The following is a 22,438-nucleotide window of genomic DNA, read 5'->3' as shown; positions in this document are numbered from 1 at the left end:
AAAAAAATTAAAAATAAGGGTTTATTTACGTATTGTTGTGTACAACATATCCCAATATAGATGTATAAATATCAATCTAAATCATACTTTAGTCGTTAAAATCAATTTATAAAATGGCTAAGAACTTGCTATCCAAAATGAGCGTGCTAGCATTTACTTTCTGAAATTACTGAAAGTTACTAAGCTATGAGTTTATCCGAAAAGAATTTTGCCTTTGTAATGCATTGTGGTGAGATGGGCAGCCGCTGGGGATTCAATCGAACGATTGGGCAAATGTGTGGTTTGCTGATTATTACTAAAAATCCAATGACAGCCAATGAGATTGCAGATGCGCTTAGTATTTCTCGCGGTAATGTAAGCATGGGTATTAAAGAGTTGCAATCGTGGCAATTAATTAAAGTGCAGCATATTCCTGGCGATCGAAAAGAGTACTACGCCCCTGCTGGCGATATTTGGGATATGGCAAATCGCGTATTTGAAGAACGTAAAAAGCGCGAAATTGAGCCCACCTTAACATTACTACGCGATAACTTATTAGATGAAGCCAGTAACGACGATGAGCTTTATGCACAAAAACAAATGGGAGAAATTCACAACCTACTTGAAACTGTCACTAAATGGTCATCAGAGCTGCAACGTTTAACGCCAGAGCAACTTAATAAGCTGATGAAGCTAGGTTCTGGAATTGGTAAAGTTATTGACTTAAAAGATAAGATATTCAAAAAAGAATAAAGCCGCAATTGCGGCTTTATTTATATGTATATTTTAATAATTAGATTTTTGGATAACCAATTCTATCCGACAAGTAACCTACGCTAGTAGCAAAGTAATACGAGCGATTCCAATGCATAAATACTTTGTAGTTGTCGTACGCTAAGTACATACGGCCATTTATATCATCAGGCATAACCAGCGCAGCACGCACGTCCACATTAGGTAAATCAGAGCCATCAGCTTTACGAACACCCAGTGCTTGCCAATCAGCTAATGAGCGCTCAGAATCATTCCAGTATTCTAGCCACTGCTTGCGCGTTTTTGTACCACGCACTAAAACGTATTTACTATCAAAGTTTTCAGGTAATTGTACTTGGCGACCCCACGTAAGAGAGTCGTTCCAACCTTCTTGCTTTAAATAGTTAGCAATTGAAGCAAAAGCATCTTCTTTTGTGGTCCAAATATCTTTACGCCCATCGTTATTGTAATCAACCGCGTAAGCATTAAATGAGGTAGGCATAAATTGCGTTTGCCCCATTGCGCCTGCCCATGAGCCTTTAAATTTATCAAGCGTGATATGGCCCGATTTTAAAATGTCGAGTGCAGCCCAAAGTTGACGTTTATAAAGCGCTTCTCGGCGTCCATCAAAAGCAAGTGTAACAAGTGACGAAATAACATTATGGCCACCTTGAATGGCGCCAAAATTACTTTCAAGTCCCCATAGTGCCACTATAAAGCGTGCTTGTACGCCAAACTCTTTCGCTACTTTTTCAAGTACATCTTTGTTTTCTGCATAAAGCTTGCGTGCGCGGTCTATTTTCCACTGTGGTACGCGTTTTGGTAAATACGTTTCAAGGGTTTCTTTTACTTCAGGCTGGTTTTTATCAGCCGAAACCACTTTTTCTTTATATGTTGCTGTTGCAAAAGCATCATCAATAAGTTTTGCTTCATAGCCTTTTGAGATGGCTTCTTGCTTTAAATTTGCTAAATAATCTTGAAATTCGGCCTGTGTTTTTGCCATCACAGATGAGCTTAAACATACACCACATAATATAACGATAAGTTTTTTAATCACTATCAACTCCATTTTCTTTTCGTAACTGACTTAGCAAATTTTGTTCCGGTGGAGGAAGTTGTAAATAATAACCCTGATCACTTAGTGCACCTTTTACAGCTTCTAAATCAGACCCACCTAAATGCTCACGTTTTGCTAAGTTGATGATCATCACATAAAGAGGTTGACCAAACATAGCCATTAAAGGTTCCGGAACTTTGTCAAAATCATCTCTTTTTTCAACAAATAAGAACGTATCCGCTTTTTTCTTACTTTTATATACTGCAGTGAGCATTATGACCCTATAAATTCTTGCTTAACAATGCCGCACACTATAACATGAGAGTAATAATAAGTTAGAAAAATTAGATTAGAAATTTCAATAAAGGCCCTATTCAGCCTACGTTTATCTAAAATTAATTTCTAATCAGACAATTCAATTGAGCGTGTATGTCGGACCAAATTTTTGAGTTAAAAGGGAATCTTTTTACGTTATCAGTTTTGCATCTTTATAGTACTGATATAAACCTTTTAGCAGAACAACTATATATAAAAATAGCCCAGGCCCCTAAGTTTTTTGAGGGTGCTCCTATTGTTGTTAATTTAATTGAAATTAAAAACAGTTCACTTGATTTTGTACACTTAAAGTCATTAATCGAGCGTATGAGCTTTAACGCTGTTGGTGTATGTAATGGCTCAGATGAGCAACATACACAAGCTAAAGCTGCTGGCTTATCTGTTTTGAATTATTCACAAGACGTTAAGAGCGAACCTGTTAAACAAGAGGCTAATACGTCGATTGTAGAAAAAACAGTGCATTTACCAGCGCAAATTATTAGCGGTACAGTTCGTTCTGGACAACAAGTTTACGCAAAAGATAGAGATTTGATAGTACTTGGCGCGGTTAGTCATGGTGCTGAAGTTATTGCCGATGGAAATGTGCATATTTATGGCACGCTACGCGGTCGCGCTATTGCAGGCGCAAAAGGTTTTAAAGAAGCACACATTTTTTGCCAAAAACTTGAGGCCGAGCTGGTTTCAATAGATGGTAACTACTGGATCAGTGATTCACTACAAGGTGAACATTGGGGAAATGCAGTGCAAATACAACAAAAAGACGAATCATTAGAAATTTCAGCTTTGGTTAAAGGATAAATCTCATGGCAAAAGTAATTGTCGTTACCTCAGGTAAAGGCGGTGTTGGTAAAACAACATCAAGTGCTGCAATTGGCACAGGCTTAGCGTTAAAAGGCTATAAAACAGTTATTATCGACTTTGATATTGGTTTACGTAACTTAGATTTAATTATGGGTTGTGAACGCCGTGTTGTTTATGACTTTGTAAACGTAATTAATGGTGAGGCAAACCTTAACCAGGCGCTTATTAAAGATAAACGTGTAGATAAATTATTTTTACTACCCGCTTCACAAACTCGTGATAAAGACGCACTAACTCGTGAAGGTGTTGAACGCGTACTAAACGAATTAAAAGAAGACTTTGATTACATTGTGTGTGATTCACCAGCAGGCATTGAAGCTGGCGCTATGATGGCAATGTACTTTGCTGACGAAGCAATCGTGACAACAAATCCAGAAGTGTCGTCAGTTCGAGATTCAGACCGTATTTTAGGTATTTTACACAGCAAATCAAAACGTGCTGAAGAAGGCCTAGAAAACATTAAAGAACACTTACTATTAACACGCTATAATCCTAGTCGTGTTGAAAAAGGTGAAATGCTATCGGTAGAAGATGTGCAAGATATTCTGTCAATCCCACTATTAGGTGTTATTCCTGAATCGCAAGCGGTATTAAGTGCTTCAAACTCAGGCCAACCTGTTATATTGGATACAGAATCTGATGCAGGCCAAGCTTATTCTGATGCAATTAACCGCTTACTAGGTGAAACCGTCGATTTTCGCTTCTTAGACGTTGAGAAAAAAGGCTTATTTAAACGGATTTTTGGAGGTTAACGTGTCTTTACTTGACTACTTCCGCTCAGAAAAGAAAAACAGTGCGTCACTAGCAAAAGAGCGATTGCAGATCATTGTCGCGCACGAGCGTTCTCAACGAGGAACGCCGGATTACTTACCACAATTAAAACAAGACATTTTAGATGTGATCCGTAAATACGTGAACGTAAGTACCGATGCAGTTCAGGTTCAGTTTGATCAGAACGAAGACGATTTAGCCGTACTTGAGCTAAACGTTACACTACCTGATGAAGAAAAGAAGTAATTGAAGAAAGGGCGCTTTATAAGCGCCCTCTTTATTTTTGCAATAACTTTCTAAATATCTACGTTTCAATCCCCTTCGTGCAACTAAAACTTTTAACTATGTAACACAAAAACTATAGATAAGTATTACACAGTTAAAGAAAATATTTAGTCTTAAGTATCCCATTCTTTTAAAGCGTCTTTAACGTAGGTATATCGCCAAGAGCTAAGTAAATCAGGCTTTATATGACTCTGTTTTTGCTCATTAGTTAGCTTCCAATTCCAACTAATCAGTTGATTGACTTGCTTTTTAGAGGCCATAACGTCTTCTGGTATATTGTGCTCTTTAGCTACTTTAGTGATTTTTTGTTTTATATCTTTTGCTACTTTTTTATAAGTAGGAAAATCAATTAAGCGCTTAAGTACAGCAGGGTGTTGAGCATCTGGAACTTCTTTAGCAACTTCAATACACTTTATTATATCGACACCAGAGCGATTAACTTCAATAGCTTCAACCCCTGGAATTTGACGTAGAGCATTTAAACTTGAAGGACCACGTTTGGCAATTTCAGTCATGTTATGTTCTTTTAACACAAAATTAAGCGCCAAATTTTTCTTGATAGCTTTATTTCTTCGCCATACAGCAAGCTCTTTTAACACCGCTAGTTCGTGCGGTTTAAGTTGCCATGCATTTTTAATATCTTTATATAAAAGCTCGTCGGGTGTTTGAAATGCACGTTTTTTGGCAATCAATTCACTTTCGTTTATTACAATGTCAAAGAAGCCAGCGGCATTAATGCGATCGATAATCAGCTCAAAACACGGTAATAAGTAAAAAGTATCAGCAGCCGCGTAGTCTAATTGTTTTTTAGTTAACGGGCGTTGCAGCCAGTTAGTGCGTGACTCGCTTTTATCTATTTCAATACCTTGCAGCTCTTTTACCATAAGAGCAAAACCCATACAGTTACCTTCACCGAGTAGCTGCAACGCAAATTGTGTATCAAATAATGGGGCTGGGACAAAGCCTGCGTACTTTTGAAAAACTTCAATATCTTCTGAAGGAGAATGCAGTACTTTTAAAACTGCAGGATCTTTAAGTATTTCCCAAAAATCAAATAGTGAAAGTTCCGCTAATGGGTCAATAAGCGCTAAATGCTCACCATCAAAAACTTGGATAAGTGCAACTTCTGGATACAAAGTACGACGACGCATAAACTCAGTATCAATAGCTAAAATAGGTTTATTTTTTATTTGTTCAACAAAAGTGTTCAGTTGATTTTGGGTTTCGATCAATTGGTATTGCACTTAATCTCCTACAATAAAAAAGCCGACATATGTCGGCTTTTTTATAGGTTGCTAATCTTTCAAGGCTCTTCGGAGTATCTTACCTACGTTAGTTTTAGGTAACTCATCCCTAAACTCTACCAGCTTGGGGACCTTGTAATTAGTTAAATTATCACGACAGTGACTTATTATATCTTTTTCAGTTAAAGAAGGGTCTTTTTTCACAACAAAAACTTTAACTTGTTCACCACTTACATCGTGAGGAATACCGATAGCAGCTACTTCAAGCACACCTTCGTGCATAGCCACTACTTCTTCAATCTCATTAGGGAAAACATTAAAGCCAGATACGATGATCATGTCTTTTTTACGATCTACAATAAAGAAGAAACCTTCGTCATCATAAGTCGCAATATCACCTGTAGCAAACCAGCCGTTTTTTAAACATTCAGCGGTTGCATCTGGTCGTTTGTAATAGCCAACCATTACTTGCGGGCCTTTAACACAAAGCTCGCCAGGTTCACCTTTAGCGGCTTCTTCGCCGTTATCTAAAACCAATTTAATATCAGTGTTAGGCGCAGGTAAACCAATAGAGCCATTATATGCTTTCAAATCAAAAGGACTAATAGTAACTAAAGGAGAACATTCTGTAAGGCCATAACCTTCCATTAATTTTGAGCCAGTCACTTTTTGCCATTTTTCAGCAACAGGACGTTGAACGGCCATACCGCCGCCTAAAGACATTTTTAAATGACTAAAATCAAGTTCAGCAAAACCTGGTGTGTTTAATAAACCATTAAATAATGTATTAACACCGGTAATAGCTGTGAAATTGTGTTGACCCAACTCTTTAACAAACCCAGGCATATCTCGTGGGTTTGTAATTAATATATTTAAACCACCGTACTTCATAAATGTTAGGCAGTTAGCTGTTAAGGCAAATATATGATAAAGCGGTAAAGCAGTCACAACCACTTCTTCACCACGGTTTAACACCTTGTCTAAACAACCTGAAACTTGTTCAAGGTTACCAACCATGTTGCCATGGCTCAGCATTGCCCCTTTAGATACACCTGTTGTGCCACCGGTGTACTGTAAAAATGCAAGATCAGACAAGCTCATTTCAGGGCGCGTGTATTTAGCTTCATCTGCAGCTAAAACGTCTGAAAATTTAATTGTGTTAGGCAAGTTGAACTTTGGCACCATTTTTTTAATGTGCTTCACAACAAAGTTAACTACATGCTTTTTAAGCCCGCCAACCATATCGCCTACTTGCGTGACCACAATATGCTTAACATCAGTATGAGCAAGTGACTTTTCAAGTGTGTCAGCAAAGTTTGCTAGGATGAAAATAGCCGTAGTGTCGGAGTCTTTTAGCTGATGCTCTAATTCACGTACCGTGTAAAGTGGGTTAACATTTACAACCACACAACCTGCACGCAAAACACCTAAAATTGTGACTGGTGTTTGTAGTAAGTTAGGCATCATTACGGCAACTTTGTCGCCTTTTTTAAGACCCAAATCATTTTGAATATAGGAAGCAACTTTTTTTGTTGCTGTGTCTATTTCATCGTAAGACATCGTTTTACCCATATTCGTAAATGCAGGTAAATCGGTGTAGTCACTAAAACTTTTTTCGAACACTTCGAGTAACGAGTTGTAATGCTCAGGATCGATTGTTTCAGGCATACCCTCTGGGTAGCGCTTAAGCCAGATTTTTTCCACTCTTAGCCCCTGTTTATAATTATATTTTTATTAACCTTAATCTAAGTAAGGCGCTTTAACAATTGAGCAAATACTCTAATGCAGGAATAATCCCACATTTAACACAAACTTACAATTAACATGCACCATTTTGCAGCATAAAGTCTTGAATATGCTCAAAACAGTGTTCACTGCTTTGCATGTGGCAATGATGCCCACCATCTACATTAATGACCTTCAAGCTATTGTAATAACTAATATACTTTGCCAAATTTTGTTTTACAAACGAATAACCTTCGTTACCTAAAATTAATTGACATGGTGCAATTAAATCTTTTATTGCACCAATACATTGCGCCTCATCAAACCTAAAACCTGAGTGATTTTTGAGCTTTGGATCTGTTGTTAGCGCAAAACCATCTCGAACCTGTTTTATATTTCGCTGCATTAATAGCGCAATAAGCTCGCTATTTAAATCGGTTGTTTGAGCGCGTGCTTCATAAATAAGTTCTTTCGATTTATAAATTCTCGACTTTTTATTTTTTAAACGCGCTCTATTTAGTACTGCACTTTTTAACTGTTCACACACACCTTCACTCGGGGTTGTAACACAACCAATTCCCTCAATAAAGGTAACAGACTTTACATAATCACTAAAGCAGCTAGCAAAAAGACCTGCAACCATAGCCCCCATTGAATGACCTACTAAATGTACTTTTTTAACACCAAGCGCACTTATAAGTTGGTACACATCATCAATATAATCAATAAAATAATAGTGTGCATCATCACTTCGCCAAGACGATAAACCGTGCCCAACAAAGTCAATGCAGTACCAAGTGTGCTCTGGGTTAACGTTGTTTAACATTGGCATAAAGCTATGACAGTTGTCTAACCACCCATGCAACGCTATTACTATTTCGTTCCCTGAACCTACTTTTAAGCCATGAATATTTAAATTATTGATTTCAATATTAAATGGCTGCACGGTAAGTCCTTTATTAATTTAGAGCATCATTATTTATAGCATACAAGTTGTCAGACCACTAACTTAGAAAATGGTGCCAAATTCACGATTTAATTATCTTTATGATGTCAAAAAAAGAAAAGAATGGAAATAAAACTCTACATTATCAACCACTTAAATTAAAAGCAACAAACCAACTATTTTCAACAAGTTTGTTTTGTATACTTTTCAAACAATCAAAAGGTAGTGGTATTATATGTACTTAGGCTATAACCAGTATAATTTAAATAAATAGAACTAACAGCGTTAACTACAATTCTATGTATATAAAATCAAAGTATAAATTATAAATATCTCAGATATTCATTTATTTATCATCCTATCTGTATACAATATCAGCGGCTATTAAATAAGGTACACTCATAAGGTACAACCATGAAAAAACAGATCAGCTTATTGGCACTTTTATGCACCGCTTCTGGTGCTTACGCAGAATCAGCACCTAAAAATGTAATTTATATGATTGGTGACGGCATGGGTCCGGCTTACACGACGGCTTATCGCTATTTTAAAGATGACCCTGCAACAAAAGAAGTAGAAGGCACGGTTTTTGACACTATTTTAAAAGGCATGGCTCATACCTACCCTGACGACCATACTTATGTAACAGACAGTGCTGCGGGTGCTACAGCGCTTAGTAGCGGTCATAAAAGTTATAATGGCGCAGTTGCTGTAGATACAGACAAAAAACCAGTTAAAACTATGCTTGAAATAGCAAAAGAGCGTGGTATGACAACAGCGCTTGTTGTAACGTCACAAATAAACCATGCAACACCTGCTAGCTTTACAGCTCACAATGAATCTCGTTACAACTACGATGATATTGCCAACGATTATATTGATAATAAGATTGCTGGTAAATTACCCGTTGATTTAATGCTAGGTGGCGGTGCTAAATATTTTATTCGTGATGACCGGAATTTAGTTGAAGAATTTAAAGCGGCAGGTTACCAATACGGTGACGATATTAATAATCTGGGCCAAATTACACAAATACCTGCCATTGGTTTGTATGCAAGCAAAGGCCTGCCATTTGCACTTGATATGAACCCAACTCGCCTTACTCAGTTAACATCTAAAGCGCTTGGTTTACTAGATAACCAGAACGAAGAAGGCTTTTTTGTGATGATTGAGGGCAGCCAAATTGATTGGTGTGGTCACTCTAACGATATAGCCTGTGCGATGGCTGAAATGGACGACTTTGCTAAATCAATCGAAAAAGCAAAAGCGTACGTTGATAAAAATAAAGACACTATACTTGTAGTTACAGCCGATCACTCAACGGGCGGCTTAACTATTGGTTCGCACGGCCAATTTAAATGGGAAACAGACGTAATTAAGGGTGTTAAGGCAACTGCTAGTAAGTTAACTGACAAACTTATGGAGTCTAAAGACTTAAAACCAGTATGGACTGCTAACACCAATATTGAATTTACAACCGAAAACCAAATCAAACTTGAGCAAGCTAAAAAAATGGGCGAAAAAGCGCTTAATTTAGCTGTTAAAAGTATTATTAGTGATGCGAGCTTTACTGGCTGGACAACCGGCGGACACACCGCTGTAGACGTTCAAGTATTTGCCTATGGCAAAGGCAGTGAGCAATTTATTGGCTCACAAAATAATACTGATATTGCCGATAAGCTAATTGGCTTTATTAAGCAGTAATACCAATCCGCAATAATACTTAATCAATTTGAGGGGTTAAATCTGACGTTAACTACGTTAAAAATTTCTGATATAGAACAACTAAATAACGAAATTTTTGCCTTGTTATCGACACGATTTTCTTCCCTCAAAATAGATCACTTAATTAAGCGAATTGGTATAATTTCACCTCGTTTTGAACACAAAAAGCCCGAACACATGTTCGGGCTTTTTATTGAATTTTATCGCTGTATTTATCTAAGACGTTTGAATGAGCTTTAAGCGTATATATCAACGCCTATTAAATTTTGTACTTCGGCTCTGCGTTCTAAATTGGCAAATTCAGTATAAGTAGAAATCGCTTTACTTACTTGAGCTGTCGGTTGGTCGTAAATTGTTTGGCTGTATTCATTGCTTTTAGCACTGCTTTTAAACAGTTGATTAGCCAGTTCGACACCCTCGACACTGCTTTTTACATAATCGGTATTCGTTTTTTGAGCAGCCGGCTGGTCTAATAAACTCTGTGGTTTATTAGTAACAACTTTAGTAGGGCTAACCCTACCCGGAATATCTCCGGTAAAAAAACCTGAACCAATAGGCAGCGTCATTACGCGTCTCCAACCTTAATATTGCATAAAATTATGATTTAAAAACAACCAATTTGCAAATAATATGATTACTCACGTCCTGGTAGCTTTTTCCACGTTACCGTATCGCGCACATATTTAGGTTGAGCGTCACTCGCTTTTACAACGTCACCCGCTAAAAACGCGGCTTCAACATGCGCTAACATATAACGCGCATCAGGCAATGTAATATCAGTATTAATTGTCACGTTTTCAAAGTCATTAAGCGCATCAGGATAGGTTTTAAAGCCTGTGCCCACGGCTATAGATGGCTCAGTAGTCGCTATATAGTCATTGTTTAGTAAATCAGGTTTTATGACGCACTCTTGGTTAACTAAAAGCATTAGATTATTTTGCGCTTGGTAATGTGCAAAGTATATCTCCCCCATACGCGCATCTATGCTTGGATAAACACTAAGGCTACCGTTTTGTTCAAACGCTTGCTGCGCCATAATAGCCAAAGTAGACACACCTACAAGCGGCAAATTAGTTGAATACGCTAAACCTTGTGCTATTGCTACACTAATACGCACACCAGTAAAACTACCCGGGCCTTGCCCAAAACCAATGACATCTAAGTCTTTTAATTTACAGTTTGCTTTAGTTAATAGCTCATCCACAAGTGGAAGTATTTTTTGGCTATGTTGCTGCGGACATTCTTCAAAATGATGAAATGTTTGGCCCTGAAAATGTAAAACAATTGAAAGTGCTTCAGTTGAAGCATCAAGGGCAAGAATATTACTTTTGATCATTTTATTACTCTAATTAATTTGTTTTAAAAATGTATTGGCATCTTCTAAGCTTCGCGTGCGGCGCATCGGCGGTAAGCTTTTTAAAAATACTTGGCCATATTGGCGTGTAACTAAGCGATTATCGCATATTACAAGTACGCCTTTGTCTTTACTATCTCGAATTAAACGCCCTACACCTTGTTTTAGCGCAATAACAGCCTGCGGTAATTGTATGTGTGAAAATGGGTCTTTTCCCTGCATTTGGCAATCTTGCATTTTAGCTTGAAGCAATGGATCGTCAGGGGCTGCAAATGGCAATTTGTCTATAATAACACAGCTTAATGTGCTGCCGCGTACATCAACGCCTTCCCAAAAAGAAGCCGTGCCCAGTAATACAGCATTACCATGGCGGGTAAATTTCTCTAAAATAATACGCTTAGACATTTGCCCCTGCATATAAACTGGGTAGTCAATTTGTGTGGTGAGCCCTTCGGCAACTAAGTGCATCATTCGATAGCTCGTAAATAACACAAAACAACGCCCTTGCGCTGACTTTATAAGCTCAAGTGTTAATTTTACAATCGCATGGGGCATATTATCAGCGTGCGATTCAGGTAAGTAACGCGGTAAACACAGCAGCGCCTGATTAGGGTAATCAAACGGGCTATCGACCATCATGCTTTGCTTTGGTTTTAAACCAAGGCTTGCATTAAAATGCTCGAGTTTGTTATCAACCGAAAGTGTTGCTGAAGTGAATACAAAGCCTGCGCCCGTGTCTTGCATCATTTGAGCAAACTTAGCTGATACATTTAATGGCGTTATATTAATTGTTAAATAACGGCGCGTTGTTTCATACCAATAACTAAAGCCGGTTTGGGCTGTATCAAAAACCCGCTCTAACTGCCCTTTAAACGCAAGTGCACGCTCAAACGGATGCTCAATTTTGTCGCTTCTATCTAGGCAAAGTTTAAGTACTTGATAAACAAAATCTAAATCACTAATGACACGATGAAGTGCCGCGCATATTTGTTTATCACTTAGCTTTTCTCGCCAATCGCCTCTACTGCCATCAACACCAAACTGTAATCGTAAATCAGCAACGCTTGTTTCAAGCTTATTTAAGCTTTTACCTAGCTGCAGCATATCGGGAATTTCGGCTCTATAAATAGCACGTAAATCATTAATTAAATCCACCAGCTTTTTAGTACTAATACTCTCACCAAAATAATCACTGGCAATTTCGCTTAACTGATGGGCTTCATCAAATATATACGCGTCAGCTTTTGGCATAAGTTCAGCAAAGCCACTTTCTTTTACAGCCATGTCGGCAAAAAATAAATGATGGTTAATAACAACCACATCAGCATCAGCTGCTGTTAATCGTGCTTTGCGTATATAACAGCTTTGAAAATCTGGACACTCTTTACCTAAGCAATTATCGGCTGTTGAATTTACATAAGGCAGTACTTTCGCGTCATCTTCTATACCAATACAATCGGCCAAATCGCCCGATTGCGTTTCACTGGCAAACTTAGCCACCATCGCTAGTTGGTGCATTACGTCGGAGTCATCAGTAGGTACATGCGCAACATGCTGATTAAGTCGGTAGGTACATAAGTAATTGGCACGCCCTTTTAATAAGGCGGTTTTTTTAGAAGCACCAAGCGCTTTCACTAATTGAGGTAAATCGCGGTGATATAACTGTTCTTGTAAGGCTTTAGAACCAGTCGATATTATCGTTCGGCCTTTTGATTTAAGTGCAGGGGCTAAATATGCAAATGTTTTACCAGTACCCGTGCCTGCTTCAACAACTAATTGCGAACTGTTTTTTAATGCATCTGCAACAGCTACTGCCATATCAATTTGTGGTTGGCGAGGCGTATATCCATCTAATGATGACGCCAAAGGTCCGGTTGCACTAAACAGCTGTTTGATAATACCAATCACTTTAAAATAAATAATAGCGGGATTTTACGTAAGCAAAGCATTTAGGGCAAGTAATTACAAAATCGACTTTTATTTTATGATGCAACACACGTTTCAATAATGTGATTAACCACTAAAGTTTACAACAAACACTGTATTTATAACGTACATTTAATTTAATAATGACAATATTTACAAAGCCACATTTCCTATTAACTCTTACTAAAAACAATCCGTATTAAAAGCTATATTTAGGCATAAATACTGTGACTCTCAAATATTACAGGAGTAACATACGCGGGTTTATAATCCTCCTTTTTGTGTGTCGTTTAAAAAATAGTTAAGGTTAATCAATGAATGCTTGGTACCTCATTTGTTTTCTCTCTGCAATTGCAATTTTTATAGCCTTTGCAAACCAGTACATCCTCAAAATGCAAACTACCATTGCCATTACTACTGGCTCTGTGGTTATTTCTTTATTACTGATTATTGCAGTAAAATTATTAGGCGATCAGAACGCATTAGCAATGACCCAAATTGTTTCCAGTATTGACTTTAACGAGTTACTACTTAAAGGCATGTTGGGGTTTTTACTTTATGCGGGTGCGCTCGAAATAAACCTACTTGCCCTGCGTAAGCAGCGGTGGGAAATTACTGCCCTGGTCTTGTTTTCAACCATTGCCTCCACATTTATAGTGGGTTATTTAAGCTTTTATTTATTTTCAGTTTTTGGTTTTGATGTCCCTTTTATTTATTGTTTACTGTTTGGTGCGCTTATTAGCCCAACCGACCCTATCGCTGTACTTGCTATTATTAAACAAATGCGAGCGCCAGAAGGCATCTCAGTTCAAGTAGAAGGTGAGTCGCTATTTAACGATGGTATTGGTTTAGTTATATTTACCACTATATTTTCTGTTGCTTTTTATGGCACAGATGCACAATTTGGTGACATAGCAGAGCTATTCTTTGTTGATGCAATAGGGGGCATTGCGTTTGGTTTAGTCATTGCATTAGTAGGCCACTTTTTAATTATTAATAGCCGCGATGTAAATATTCGCCTATTAATTACCTTAACTATCCCAACAGCAGGTTTTGCTGCAGCAAATATTTGGGAAATATCTGGCGCACTTGCCATGGTAACCAGTGGCATATTGATGGGTAATATTACCCGCACTAAAGCAACCGAGCGTACGGGTCCCGAAGACACCCGCTACGTAAAAGATTTTTGGCATGCAACCGACAGCTTTCTAAATGCTCTACTGTTTTTAATAATAGGTATGCTAATAGTCACTATGCCAATCACGCTTGGCGAAATTGGTTTAGGGTTATTAATGGTACCTGTTGTACTGCTAGCACGCTTTATAAGTGTAGGCGCACCATTTGTAATTTTTAAACGCTTTAGAACTTACGATAAACACAGTGTTAAAATTTTGACCTGGGGTGGACTACGTGGTGGCCTTGCCCTGGCAATGGCGGCAGCAATCCCACGCGAGCAAGTTTTTGTAGGCGGTTCAGACCTACATAACCTAATCGTTATTGTTACTTACGTAGTGGTTATATTTTCTATTATTGTACAAGGCTTAACTATTTCGCCGCTTATTCAAAGTAGCATTAAGTCAGCTGAGCAAGCCAAGTAATAAATGCTTTGTCTGCAACATATTCAGTAACCAAGTTATTATAAAAATCACTTGGTTACTGTTACTCACGTGTTACAAAAACACTTTAAAGTTCTATAAATTGTTATCCTTTTTATTTATCTGCTTTGTTTAAATTAATCCGCTTGAAATGCAAATGAAAACAATTATAATTTTGACTTTTCCTCTACAGGGCTTTTCGATGTCCATAAATAATTCTCACATGTTTTTAAATTTGGTGTCTCTGAGCAAACGACAATTTCAATGTTTTTTTATGCTTTTTATAATGGTCATGGCAAGCTTTAGTGTTTCAGCCTCGCCTAATGAGCAAACAAAAATAAAACAAATTGCACAGCTTGCAGAGTATGTAGGTGTTGATTACGTGGCAGCTGTTGGGAATGGTGAAATACTTGATCCTGACGAATATCAAGAAATGACTGAATTTTCGCACGTTATTATTGAGCAAGCTGGACAGCTATCAAGCCAAACAAATGAGTTTGATACAGTAAAAGCACAAGCTAAAGCCCTGCATACAGCGATTGCCAATAAAGCGAGTGTTGCCGATGTACGTGCAGCAAGCTCAGCGCTTCGTGAGTCGCTACTGACCTTTATGCCGCAACTATCGTTACCTACATCACTACTTCCTGTTGAGCAAACCAAAGCGCTTTTTGCTGCTAACTGTTCAATGTGTCACGGCCCTAGTGGTCAAGGCGACGGCCCGCTTGCAAAAAACTTATCACCAGAGCCTACCAATTTTACCGATGAAGAACGCGCAACTAACCGCTCATTAATGGGTTTATTTGACGCTGTAAGTAACGGTATTAACGACACGCCAATGGTTGCTTTTACTCAATTTAATGAACAACAACGTTGGTCTTTAGCTTTTTATGTAGGTAGCTTGGCATTTAAAGATGTTCAAAAACCACAAAATCTAGAGCAAAACATTACCGCTTCGCAGATTGTAAACTTAAACCCTGCACAATTATCGGCAGGTCAAAGTGAAGCACAAGCACATTACGTTAAATGGCTTCGTGGTAATCCAGAGCAACTATTTACCGGTAAAAAGAATCCGATAACGGTTACTCGCACACAGTTGCTTGCAGCGCAAGCCGCGCATGCTAAAGGCAATTACTCACAAGCAAGTGATTTAGCAATTAGCGCTTACCTAGATGGCTTTGAGCTTGTTGAAAACAACTTAAATGCCTACGACGAAACACTGCGTAAAAACATCGAAGTACAACTGATGAACCTGCGCCAAACATTTAAAAACGAGAAAGATACAGCCATCGTTGGCGAAAAAGTAAGTGCAGCGCTAGCTCAACTCGCTAAAGCAGATAGCATGCTAAACGAAACCAAACTAACTGATGGTGCACTCCTCTCAGCGAGTTTAGTTATATTACTACGCGAAGGCCTAGAAGCACTCCTCGTTATTATTGCCCTTATGACCGTACTTATTAAAACTAAACGCCAAGACGCACTTAAATATGTACATATTGGTTGGGTAAGCGCACTTCTTGCAGGTGGTTTAACGTGGGCTGCGGCGCAAACATTAATAGAAATAAGTGGTGCAAGTCGCGAAGTTATGGAAGGTGCTGGTGCATTGTTTGCCGCTGTAATTTTACTTTATGTTGGCGTATGGATGCACAGTAAAACCAGTGCGCAGCAATGGCAAAAATACATCAAAGACAATATAGATAAGCGTCTTGAGTCGGGTACATTATGGGGTTTAGCAGGGCTTTCGTTTATAGCCGTATACCGAGAAGTCTTTGAAACTGTATTGTTCTATCAGTCTTTATTAACGCAAAGCTCGCCTGCCCAATATTCATCTATTGCTTCGGGTTTTGCGATAGCTGTAGCAATACTGGCTATTATTACGTGGGTATTAATTAAGTACTCAATTAAATTACCGGTTGCTAAGTTTTTTGCCATTACCACTTACCTATTATTTGCACTCTCGTTTGTGCTTATGGGCAAAGCTGTTATTGCATTACAAGAGGCCGACATAATAGGTATTGCGCCGCTACCAATGAGCTTTGATATTGCATGGCTTGGTATAAAGTCAACATGGCAAGGTATTGTGGCTCAAGTATGCGTGTTCGCTATATTTAGCTTTTATATATTAAAAAGCAAAAACCAAGAGTAATGCCAATCTGCTTAAGAGTTTAAGCTAATTGGCATAAGCAAAATACATAGTAAAAAGGCCCGCAAGGGCCTTTTTGAGTTAATTGCTTATGTATTTAGTAAAGTTGGTATTATCAAGCCCATGTATCTAAATGGGTGTTTTCGTCATCATCTAGGTTAGACTTTTTTTTATTATTTTGATCATCAAGCATATTGAGCTTTTTCTTTTTCTGTAACTCACGCCTTTTTTTATTCTCTAGTTCAACTTTTTCAGTAGCCGATCCACTTTGTACACCCGCAATATGAAAAGCACTTTTTGACTCAACTTCTAGCCTGGTGATTTTTCCTAAATAAGGGATCATGATATCCATACGTACTTCCTTATTTAACTGTTTGATTATCAAAATGCTAAATTTGAATGATAAACAAACAATTATTCGCTAAAATTGCGCTTATTATCTTAATATTATCGACAGTTATAACATATGCTTTAATTAAGCTAAAAAAAACTTGCCATAATATAGCTGTTTATGTTTTTATGAATGCGAAATTTATTTAAACAGATAACAACTGCACGTTAACAAAGCAACGGGCAGTTATATAGGATAAAAAATGCGCTTAAACCTGACAACAGTACATCATCACCACCATTCACCGGAATAACCTGTCAGGTCTTTCGCTGAGAGGTTATTCCTAAAAGGAACCTCTGGCGATTCAAATAACATTGATTCATTTTCGCCCTGAGGTTCCCCTCGGGGTTTTTAGTTTTTAAATTAAAGGAAAATGAATAATGAACAACAGTAATCGTCTACGTATCGCCATCCAAAAAGGCGGCCGCCTATCTAAAGATTGTCAAGATCTGCTTAAACAGTTAGGTGTTAAACTTAACCTTCGTGAACAACGCTTAATTGCACACTCAACTAATATGCCAATTGACGTACTACGTGTGCGCGATGACGATATTCCGGGTTTAGTAATGGACGGTGTATGTGACTTAGGCATAGTTGGCGAAAACGTACTTGTAGAAGTTCAAGCAGAACGTGAACGACAAGGTGTTCCAAGTGAAGTAACCAAACTTTCAAAACTAGACTTTGGTTACTGTCGTCTTGCACTTGCATGGCCACAAGAGCTTGGCGCTCGCGATAAGAGCTGGTTTGAAGGCAAACGTATTGCGACTACCTACCCAGAAATTTTAACTCAGTGGTTAAAGCGCGAAGGCATTAACGCAAGTACAGTAATGCTTACGGGTTCTGTTGAAGTAGCACCGCGTGCAGGTTTATCTGATGCAATTTGTGATTTAGTATCTACTGGCGCAACACTTGAAGCTAACGGCTTGATTCAAGGCGAAACAATTTTAGAATCAAACGCGTGTTTAATTCAAAATAAAGATCTTCAAGATGCTGACAAACTAGCACTAATCAATAAGCTTATGCCGCGCCTACGTGGTGTTAGACAAGCTAAAGAAAGCAAATACATCATGCTACACGCACCAAAAAACAAACTTGATGAAATTTGTGAAATTTTACCAGGTTCTGGTCAACCTACTCTGCTTGCCCTTGCTGGTAACGATGAATACGTAGCACTTCACATGGTAAGCAGCGAAACATTATTTTGGGAAACAATGGAGCAGTTAAAAGCCCTAGGCGCTAACTCTATTTTAGTTATGCCAATTGAAAAAATGATGGAGTAAGTGCCATGCTTCGTTGGAATGAGGAATCTTCACAAGTACAAGCAGCGGCGCTAATGCGCCCTGCAGTTTCTGCCAGTGCCAAGGTTGAAGCTATATGTAAAACTATTTTAGCTAACGTAAAAGAGCAAGGCGATGAAGCCTTACTTAGTATGGCTAAAGAGTTTGATAATAGATCTAACCCTCGCTTATGTGTTCCGCTTGATGAAATTAACGCATCAGAGCAAGCACTGAGTGCAGAGCTTAAATACGCAATTGATACTGCTTATGCAAACGTTAAACGTTTTCACGAAGCGCAATTGCCAAAAGATATTAAATTATCGACCCAACCAGGCGTTGTATGTGAACTGAAATATCAAGCCATCGAAGCAGTCGGTATTTATGTACCCGGTGGCAGTGCTCCACTGCCATCGTCGGTTATTATGCAGGGTGTATTAGCGCAGTTAAGCGGCGCAAAAACCGTTGTACTTGCTACACCAGTACAAGGTGATAAAGCGATTAACCCTGCTATTTTATATGCAGCTAAGTTATGTGGCATTACTACTTTGATAGAAAGTGGTGGCGCAGGCGCAATTGCAGCAATGGCTTATGGCACCGAATCGGTTCCTAAAGTGAACAAAATATTTGGCCCAGGTAATAGCTTTGTAACAATGGCTAAACAGCTCGTTGCGCAAACTATTCCAGGTATGGCAATTGATATGCCAGCAGGTCCGTCTGAAGTACTTGTTATTGCAGATGAACGCGCAAACCCAGAATTTATAGCCGCCGATTTACTCTCACAAGCAGAGCACGGCGCAGACTCGCAAGTTATTTTATTATGTAACAGTGAGAGTATTATAGAACAAACTCAGCAGGCACTTACACGCCAGCTGGCTAATTTGAGCCGCAAAGAAACAGCCGAGCAAGCGCTCGCTAATTCTTCACTTATTTTAGTTGATTCAATTGAGCAAGCATTTGATGTATCTGCGCAGTACGGACCAGAGCACTTAATTTTACAACTAGGCGATGCAACACCTTACCTAGATAAAGTTAAAAACGCAGGCTCAGTATTTGTAGGTGACTACACGCCAGAATCTGCAGGCGATTACGCATCGGGTACTAACCACGTGTTACCAACATATGGTTATAGTGCAACTTACTCGAGCTTAAACTTACTTGATTTTTTTCGTACATACACAGTGCAAACAATTACTAAAAGTGGTTTAACGCAGCTTTCAAAAGCTATTTTACCACTTGCAGATGCAGAAGGCCTTGATGCCCACGCTAATGCGGTTTCAATTCGTTTAGAGGCAATTAAAAATGAGCAATGAGAGCGCACAAGCGTCTAGCTTATTACCTAAAAATATTGCAGCCCTTGCTGCATACAGCTCTGCAAAAAGTGAAAAGCTAACCGGTACTACGTGGCTAAATGCTAACGAAAGCCCGTATGCTAGAAATCTTGAACTGAGTATTGAGGATTTAAATCGCTACCCCGATCCACAACCGCAACTGGTTATTGACAGGTACGCCGCTTATACAGAGCTTGAAAGCGAAAATATATTAATGACGCGCGGCGCAGATGAAGGCATTGAGCTTTTAGTGCGCACATACTGTGAGCCAGCTAAAGATAGTATTGCGCTATTTTTACCAACCTACGGTATGTACAAAGTTACCGCCGATACACACAACGTTGGTATTAACGCGCTTACCCAAGAATTATTATTAAGTGGCAGTGCTGACGAAATAGTTGCAGCTGTTGGCAGCTCAAAACTAGTATTTATTTGTAACCCAAATAATCCAACGGGCAGCCTAACACCACTTGATAAAGTAAAAGCGATTGCTACAGCACTTGCGGGTTCTGCATTAGTTATTGTTGATGAAGCCTATATAGAGTTTTGCCCAGAGCAAAGCGCGACTAAGCTTATTAATGAGTTTAGTAATGTAGTCGTATTGCGTACGCTTTCTAAAGCCTTTGCGCTAGCGGGCCTTAGAACAGGCTTTACCCTTGCACAAGCAGCAACTCTTGCGCCAATTCGTAAAGTCATTGCGCCGTATCCGGTATCGGGCGTAGTAGCAAGTATTGCAGCGCAAGCAATTGCACCTGATGCAATTACATCAATGCGCCGCCAAGTTACTATTTTAAATAGCTTAAAAGCTAAATTAGTGGATTGGCTAAACGCCTCCCCTGCTGCATTAAAAATTCTCACTGGTGAAGGTAACTTTGTTACTTTAAAATTAGCCGATAAAAACTACTTTAAAATTGCACTTGAGCAAGGTTTGGTTATGCGCGCTTTTACGCTATACGGTGAAGACGACTGGCTACGAATTTCAATTGGTAGTGAACAAGAACTTGAACAAGTAAAAATTTGGTTAGATGGCTTACAAACGCCAGCTTCCACAGCATCTTTAGCAGGAAACGAAGTATCATGAGTAACCCCTATTTATTTATCGACCGCGACGGCACTATCATTGAAGAGCCAATTACCGACAAACAGGTAGATAGCCTTGAAAAGCTAGCATTTTTACCTGGCGTTATCCCTGCGTTATTACAATTACAAGCTGCAGGTTACCGTTTAGTTATGGTATCTAACCAAGATGGTTTGGGCACAGATAGCTTCCCTATTGCTGATTTTGATATAGCACAAGACAAAATGATGGACATAATGCAAAGCCAAGGCATTAGCTTTGACGAAGTATTAATTTGCCCTCACTTTAACGAGCAAAACTGCGATTGCCGTAAACCTAAAACAGGCTTACTTACCGAGCTTATGCGCTCAGGCAAAGTAGACTTAGCGCGCTCTTTTGTTATTGGCGACCGTGAAACTGATATTGGTCTTGCTCAAAATCTATGTTGTGAAGGTATTTTATACGATGGCGATTGGAGTGCCATAGTAACTAAATTGACCACCGCAAACCGCGAAGGTCGTGTTACACGCAATACCAAAGAAACCCAAATTGATGTGGCAATAAACTTAGATCAAACTAAGAATGGCAGCATAGACACCGGTCTTGGCTTTTTTGATCACATGCTTGATCAAATTCGCACGCACGCAAACATTGGTTTAAACATTAAAGCCAAAGGCGATTTACACATAGACGAGCACCACCTGGTTGAAGACATTGGTATTGCTCTTGGTGTCGCACTTAAACAAGCGCTTGGCACTAAATCGCAAATTGCGCGCTATGGTTTTGCTCTTCCTATGGATGAATGTAAAGCTGAAGCACAAATTGATTTATCGGGTCGTGCATCATTTGTATTAAACGCTAACTTTAGCCGCGAAAAAGCCGGTGATTTAGACGTACAAATGGTTGAGCACTTTTTCAAAAGCTTAAGTGATAACGCCGCCATTAGCCTTATTTTATCGGTAAGCGACGGTAACTGTCATCACCAAGTAGAAGGCTTATTTAAAGCGTTTTCACGCGCCCTTCGTATGGCAGTAGCACAAGATACGACCCAACAAACAGCCAGCTCTAAGGGATGTTTATGATTGCCATAATTAATACCGGTTGTGCCAATATAAATTCAGTACGTTTTGCGTTTGAACGCTTAGGGCAAACGCCAACAGTAATTACATCACCAGAGCAATTAGCGGGTTTTGAGCGCGCTATATTGCCAGGTGTAGGTCACGCGTCGGTTGCTATGAAACGCCTAGTCGATAATGGTTGGCAGCAAGCTATTAACGAGTATCAACGCCCGCTAATGGGGATTTGTTTAGGGATGCAGTTGCTGTGCGAAAGCACCGAAGAAGGCAACGTGCAATGCTTAGGTAAAATACCAGGCCTAGTAAAAGCACTGGATGTAGGTAGTTTAACGTCACCGCATATGGGGTGGAATAACTTATCTATCCAACAAGCGCACCCACTAACCAAAGGCTTACATAAAGACGATCAGGTTTATTATGTGCACAGCTTTGCGCACACCGTTAACGATGCCACTTTAGTCAGTAGTGAATACGGGCAAACTTTCTCAGCCATTGTCGCTAAAGATAACTATGCCGGTATGCAATTTCACCCAGAGCGAAGCGCGAAAGTAGGCACCCGTTTATTACAAAACTTTCTAGATTGGCAGTTATAAGCTGCCCATTAACTAACAA

At 39.0% G+C, this 22,438-nt stretch carries 21 protein-coding genes; 12 read left to right on the top strand and 9 right to left on the bottom strand.

What is annotated here, in order from left to right; all coding sequences use genetic code 11:
* The first annotated feature begins 186 nt into the window (after window positions 1-186).
* A complete protein-coding gene (locus AAEY62_RS00840) occupies window positions 187-732 on the top strand; it encodes a GbsR/MarR family transcriptional regulator (RefSeq protein WP_010552940.1) in 546 nt (181 codons plus the stop codon).
* Window positions 733-772: 40 nt separating this feature from the next.
* Here AAEY62_RS00840 and AAEY62_RS00835 read toward each other — a convergent pair whose 3' ends face one another.
* Both AAEY62_RS00835 and AAEY62_RS00830 read right to left on the bottom strand, forming a co-directional pair.
* Entirely contained in the window at window positions 773-1,789 is a 1,017-nt protein-coding gene (locus AAEY62_RS00835) for a lytic murein transglycosylase (RefSeq protein ID WP_007583269.1), read from the bottom strand.
* A complete protein-coding gene (locus AAEY62_RS00830) occupies window positions 1,782-2,063 on the bottom strand; it encodes a YcgL domain-containing protein (RefSeq protein WP_007583270.1) in 282 nt (93 codons plus the stop codon). Before AAEY62_RS00830 ends, AAEY62_RS00835 begins: the two co-directional genes overlap by 8 nt.
* Window positions 2,064-2,218: 155 nt before the next feature.
* On the opposite strand from AAEY62_RS00830, the gene minC reads away from it, so the two are divergent.
* The 3 genes from minC to minE are packed head-to-tail and all read left to right on the top strand — an operon-like array spanning window position 2,219 to window position 4,003.
* Entirely contained in the window at window positions 2,219-2,923 is a 705-nt protein-coding gene (minC, locus tag AAEY62_RS00825) for a septum site-determining protein MinC (RefSeq protein WP_007583271.1), read from the top strand.
* Window positions 2,924-2,928: 5 nt separating this feature from the next.
* The gene (gene minD, locus AAEY62_RS00820; protein ID WP_007583272.1) at window positions 2,929-3,738 is read left to right on the top strand and encodes a septum site-determining protein MinD; all 810 of its coding nucleotides are present in this window, start codon (window positions 2,929-2,931) and stop codon (window positions 3,736-3,738) included.
* Between the two features lies 1 nt (window position 3,739).
* Complete coding sequence (gene minE, locus AAEY62_RS00815) at window positions 3,740-4,003, top strand: cell division topological specificity factor MinE (protein ID WP_004334706.1); 264 nt, start codon at window positions 3,740-3,742, stop codon at window positions 4,001-4,003.
* A 152-nt stretch (window positions 4,004-4,155) separates the two neighbouring features.
* On the opposite strand, the gene rnd is transcribed toward minE, so the two are convergent.
* The 3 genes from rnd to AAEY62_RS00800 all read right to left on the bottom strand — a co-directional run bounded on the left by rnd (window position 4,156) and on the right by AAEY62_RS00800 (window position 7,957).
* Complete coding sequence (rnd, locus tag AAEY62_RS00810; RefSeq protein ID WP_350634429.1) at window positions 4,156-5,286, bottom strand: ribonuclease D; 1,131 nt, start codon at window positions 5,284-5,286, stop codon at window positions 4,156-4,158.
* 51 nt (window positions 5,287-5,337) lie between these two features.
* The gene (gene fadD, locus AAEY62_RS00805; RefSeq protein WP_350634428.1) at window positions 5,338-6,990 is read right to left on the bottom strand and encodes a long-chain-fatty-acid--CoA ligase FadD; all 1,653 of its coding nucleotides are present in this window, start codon (window positions 6,988-6,990) and stop codon (window positions 5,338-5,340) included.
* 115 nt (window positions 6,991-7,105) lie between these two features.
* A complete protein-coding gene (locus AAEY62_RS00800) occupies window positions 7,106-7,957 on the bottom strand; it encodes an alpha/beta hydrolase (protein WP_350634427.1) in 852 nt (283 codons plus the stop codon).
* Window positions 7,958-8,371: 414 nt separating this feature from the next.
* On the opposite strand from AAEY62_RS00800, the gene AAEY62_RS00795 reads away from it, so the two are divergent.
* Window positions 8,372-9,661 (top strand): alkaline phosphatase, encoded by a 1,290-nt coding sequence (locus AAEY62_RS00795; protein ID WP_350634426.1) that lies wholly within the window; start codon window positions 8,372-8,374, stop codon window positions 9,659-9,661.
* Window positions 9,662-9,918: 257 nt separating this feature from the next.
* On the opposite strand, the gene AAEY62_RS00790 is transcribed toward AAEY62_RS00795, so the two are convergent.
* From AAEY62_RS00790 to yoaA, 3 genes are all read right to left on the bottom strand, one after another.
* Window positions 9,919-10,248: a hypothetical protein gene (locus tag AAEY62_RS00790; protein WP_007580633.1), complete on the bottom strand. Its 330-nt coding sequence runs from the start codon at window positions 10,246-10,248 to the stop codon at window positions 9,919-9,921.
* Window positions 10,249-10,316: 68 nt separating this feature from the next.
* Window positions 10,317-11,018, bottom strand: coding sequence for a tRNA (adenosine(37)-N6)-threonylcarbamoyltransferase complex dimerization subunit type 1 TsaB (tsaB, locus tag AAEY62_RS00785; protein ID WP_197116964.1), 702 nt, complete (start codon window positions 11,016-11,018; stop codon window positions 10,317-10,319).
* 9 nt (window positions 11,019-11,027) lie between these two features.
* Window positions 11,028-12,944: a DNA repair helicase YoaA gene (yoaA, locus tag AAEY62_RS00780; RefSeq protein WP_101163490.1), complete on the bottom strand. Its 1,917-nt coding sequence runs from the start codon at window positions 12,942-12,944 to the stop codon at window positions 11,028-11,030.
* A gap of 332 nt (window positions 12,945-13,276) precedes the next feature.
* Here yoaA and AAEY62_RS00775 point away from each other — a divergent pair, with 332 nt between their 5' ends.
* Both AAEY62_RS00775 and AAEY62_RS00770 read left to right on the top strand, forming a co-directional pair.
* Complete coding sequence (locus AAEY62_RS00775) at window positions 13,277-14,560, top strand: cation:proton antiporter (RefSeq protein WP_007580638.1); 1,284 nt, start codon at window positions 13,277-13,279, stop codon at window positions 14,558-14,560.
* A gap of 283 nt (window positions 14,561-14,843) precedes the next feature.
* On the top strand, window positions 14,844-16,700 hold the full coding sequence (locus AAEY62_RS00770) for a cytochrome c/FTR1 family iron permease (RefSeq protein ID WP_350634446.1): 1,857 nt from the start codon (window positions 14,844-14,846) through the stop codon (window positions 16,698-16,700).
* A gap of 112 nt (window positions 16,701-16,812) precedes the next feature.
* On the opposite strand, the gene AAEY62_RS00765 is transcribed toward AAEY62_RS00770, so the two are convergent.
* Window positions 16,813-17,049 carry a hypothetical protein gene (locus tag AAEY62_RS00765; protein ID WP_350634425.1) on the bottom strand — a complete coding sequence of 79 codons (237 nt, stop codon included), beginning with the start codon at window positions 17,047-17,049 and terminating at the stop codon, window positions 16,813-16,815.
* 419 nt (window positions 17,050-17,468) lie between these two features.
* Between AAEY62_RS00765 and hisG the strand changes: the two genes are divergently transcribed.
* The 5 genes from hisG to hisH are packed head-to-tail and all read left to right on the top strand — an operon-like array spanning window position 17,469 to window position 22,419.
* On the top strand, window positions 17,469-18,368 hold the full coding sequence (hisG, locus tag AAEY62_RS00760; protein WP_007580644.1) for an ATP phosphoribosyltransferase: 900 nt from the start codon (window positions 17,469-17,471) through the stop codon (window positions 18,366-18,368).
* Between the two features lie 5 nt (window positions 18,369-18,373).
* Window positions 18,374-19,675 (top strand): histidinol dehydrogenase, encoded by a 1,302-nt coding sequence (gene hisD / locus AAEY62_RS00755; RefSeq protein WP_007580646.1) that lies wholly within the window; start codon window positions 18,374-18,376, stop codon window positions 19,673-19,675.
* Window positions 19,665-20,774, top strand: a complete 1,110-nt coding sequence (gene hisC / locus AAEY62_RS00750) for a histidinol-phosphate transaminase (protein ID WP_197236774.1) — start codon at window positions 19,665-19,667, stop codon at window positions 20,772-20,774. The genes hisD and hisC overlap by 11 nt, the downstream gene beginning before the upstream one ends.
* Window positions 20,771-21,832 carry a bifunctional histidinol-phosphatase/imidazoleglycerol-phosphate dehydratase HisB gene (gene hisB / locus AAEY62_RS00745; protein ID WP_024611093.1) on the top strand — a complete coding sequence of 354 codons (1,062 nt, stop codon included), beginning with the start codon at window positions 20,771-20,773 and terminating at the stop codon, window positions 21,830-21,832. The genes hisC and hisB overlap by 4 nt, the downstream gene beginning before the upstream one ends.
* Entirely contained in the window at window positions 21,829-22,419 is a 591-nt protein-coding gene (gene hisH, locus AAEY62_RS00740; RefSeq protein WP_197236775.1) for an imidazole glycerol phosphate synthase subunit HisH, read from the top strand. Before hisB ends, hisH begins: the two co-directional genes overlap by 4 nt.
* The last annotated feature ends 19 nt before the right edge of the window (window positions 22,420-22,438 follow it).

This window comes from Pseudoalteromonas sp. GW168-MNA-CIBAN-0100 (assembly GCF_040309225.1).
GTDB classification, from domain to species: domain Bacteria; phylum Pseudomonadota; class Gammaproteobacteria; order Enterobacterales; family Alteromonadaceae; genus Pseudoalteromonas; species Pseudoalteromonas arctica.
The sequence above is the reverse complement of the archived record's forward strand: the minus strand, read 5'-3'. Positions and strand labels throughout refer to the sequence as shown.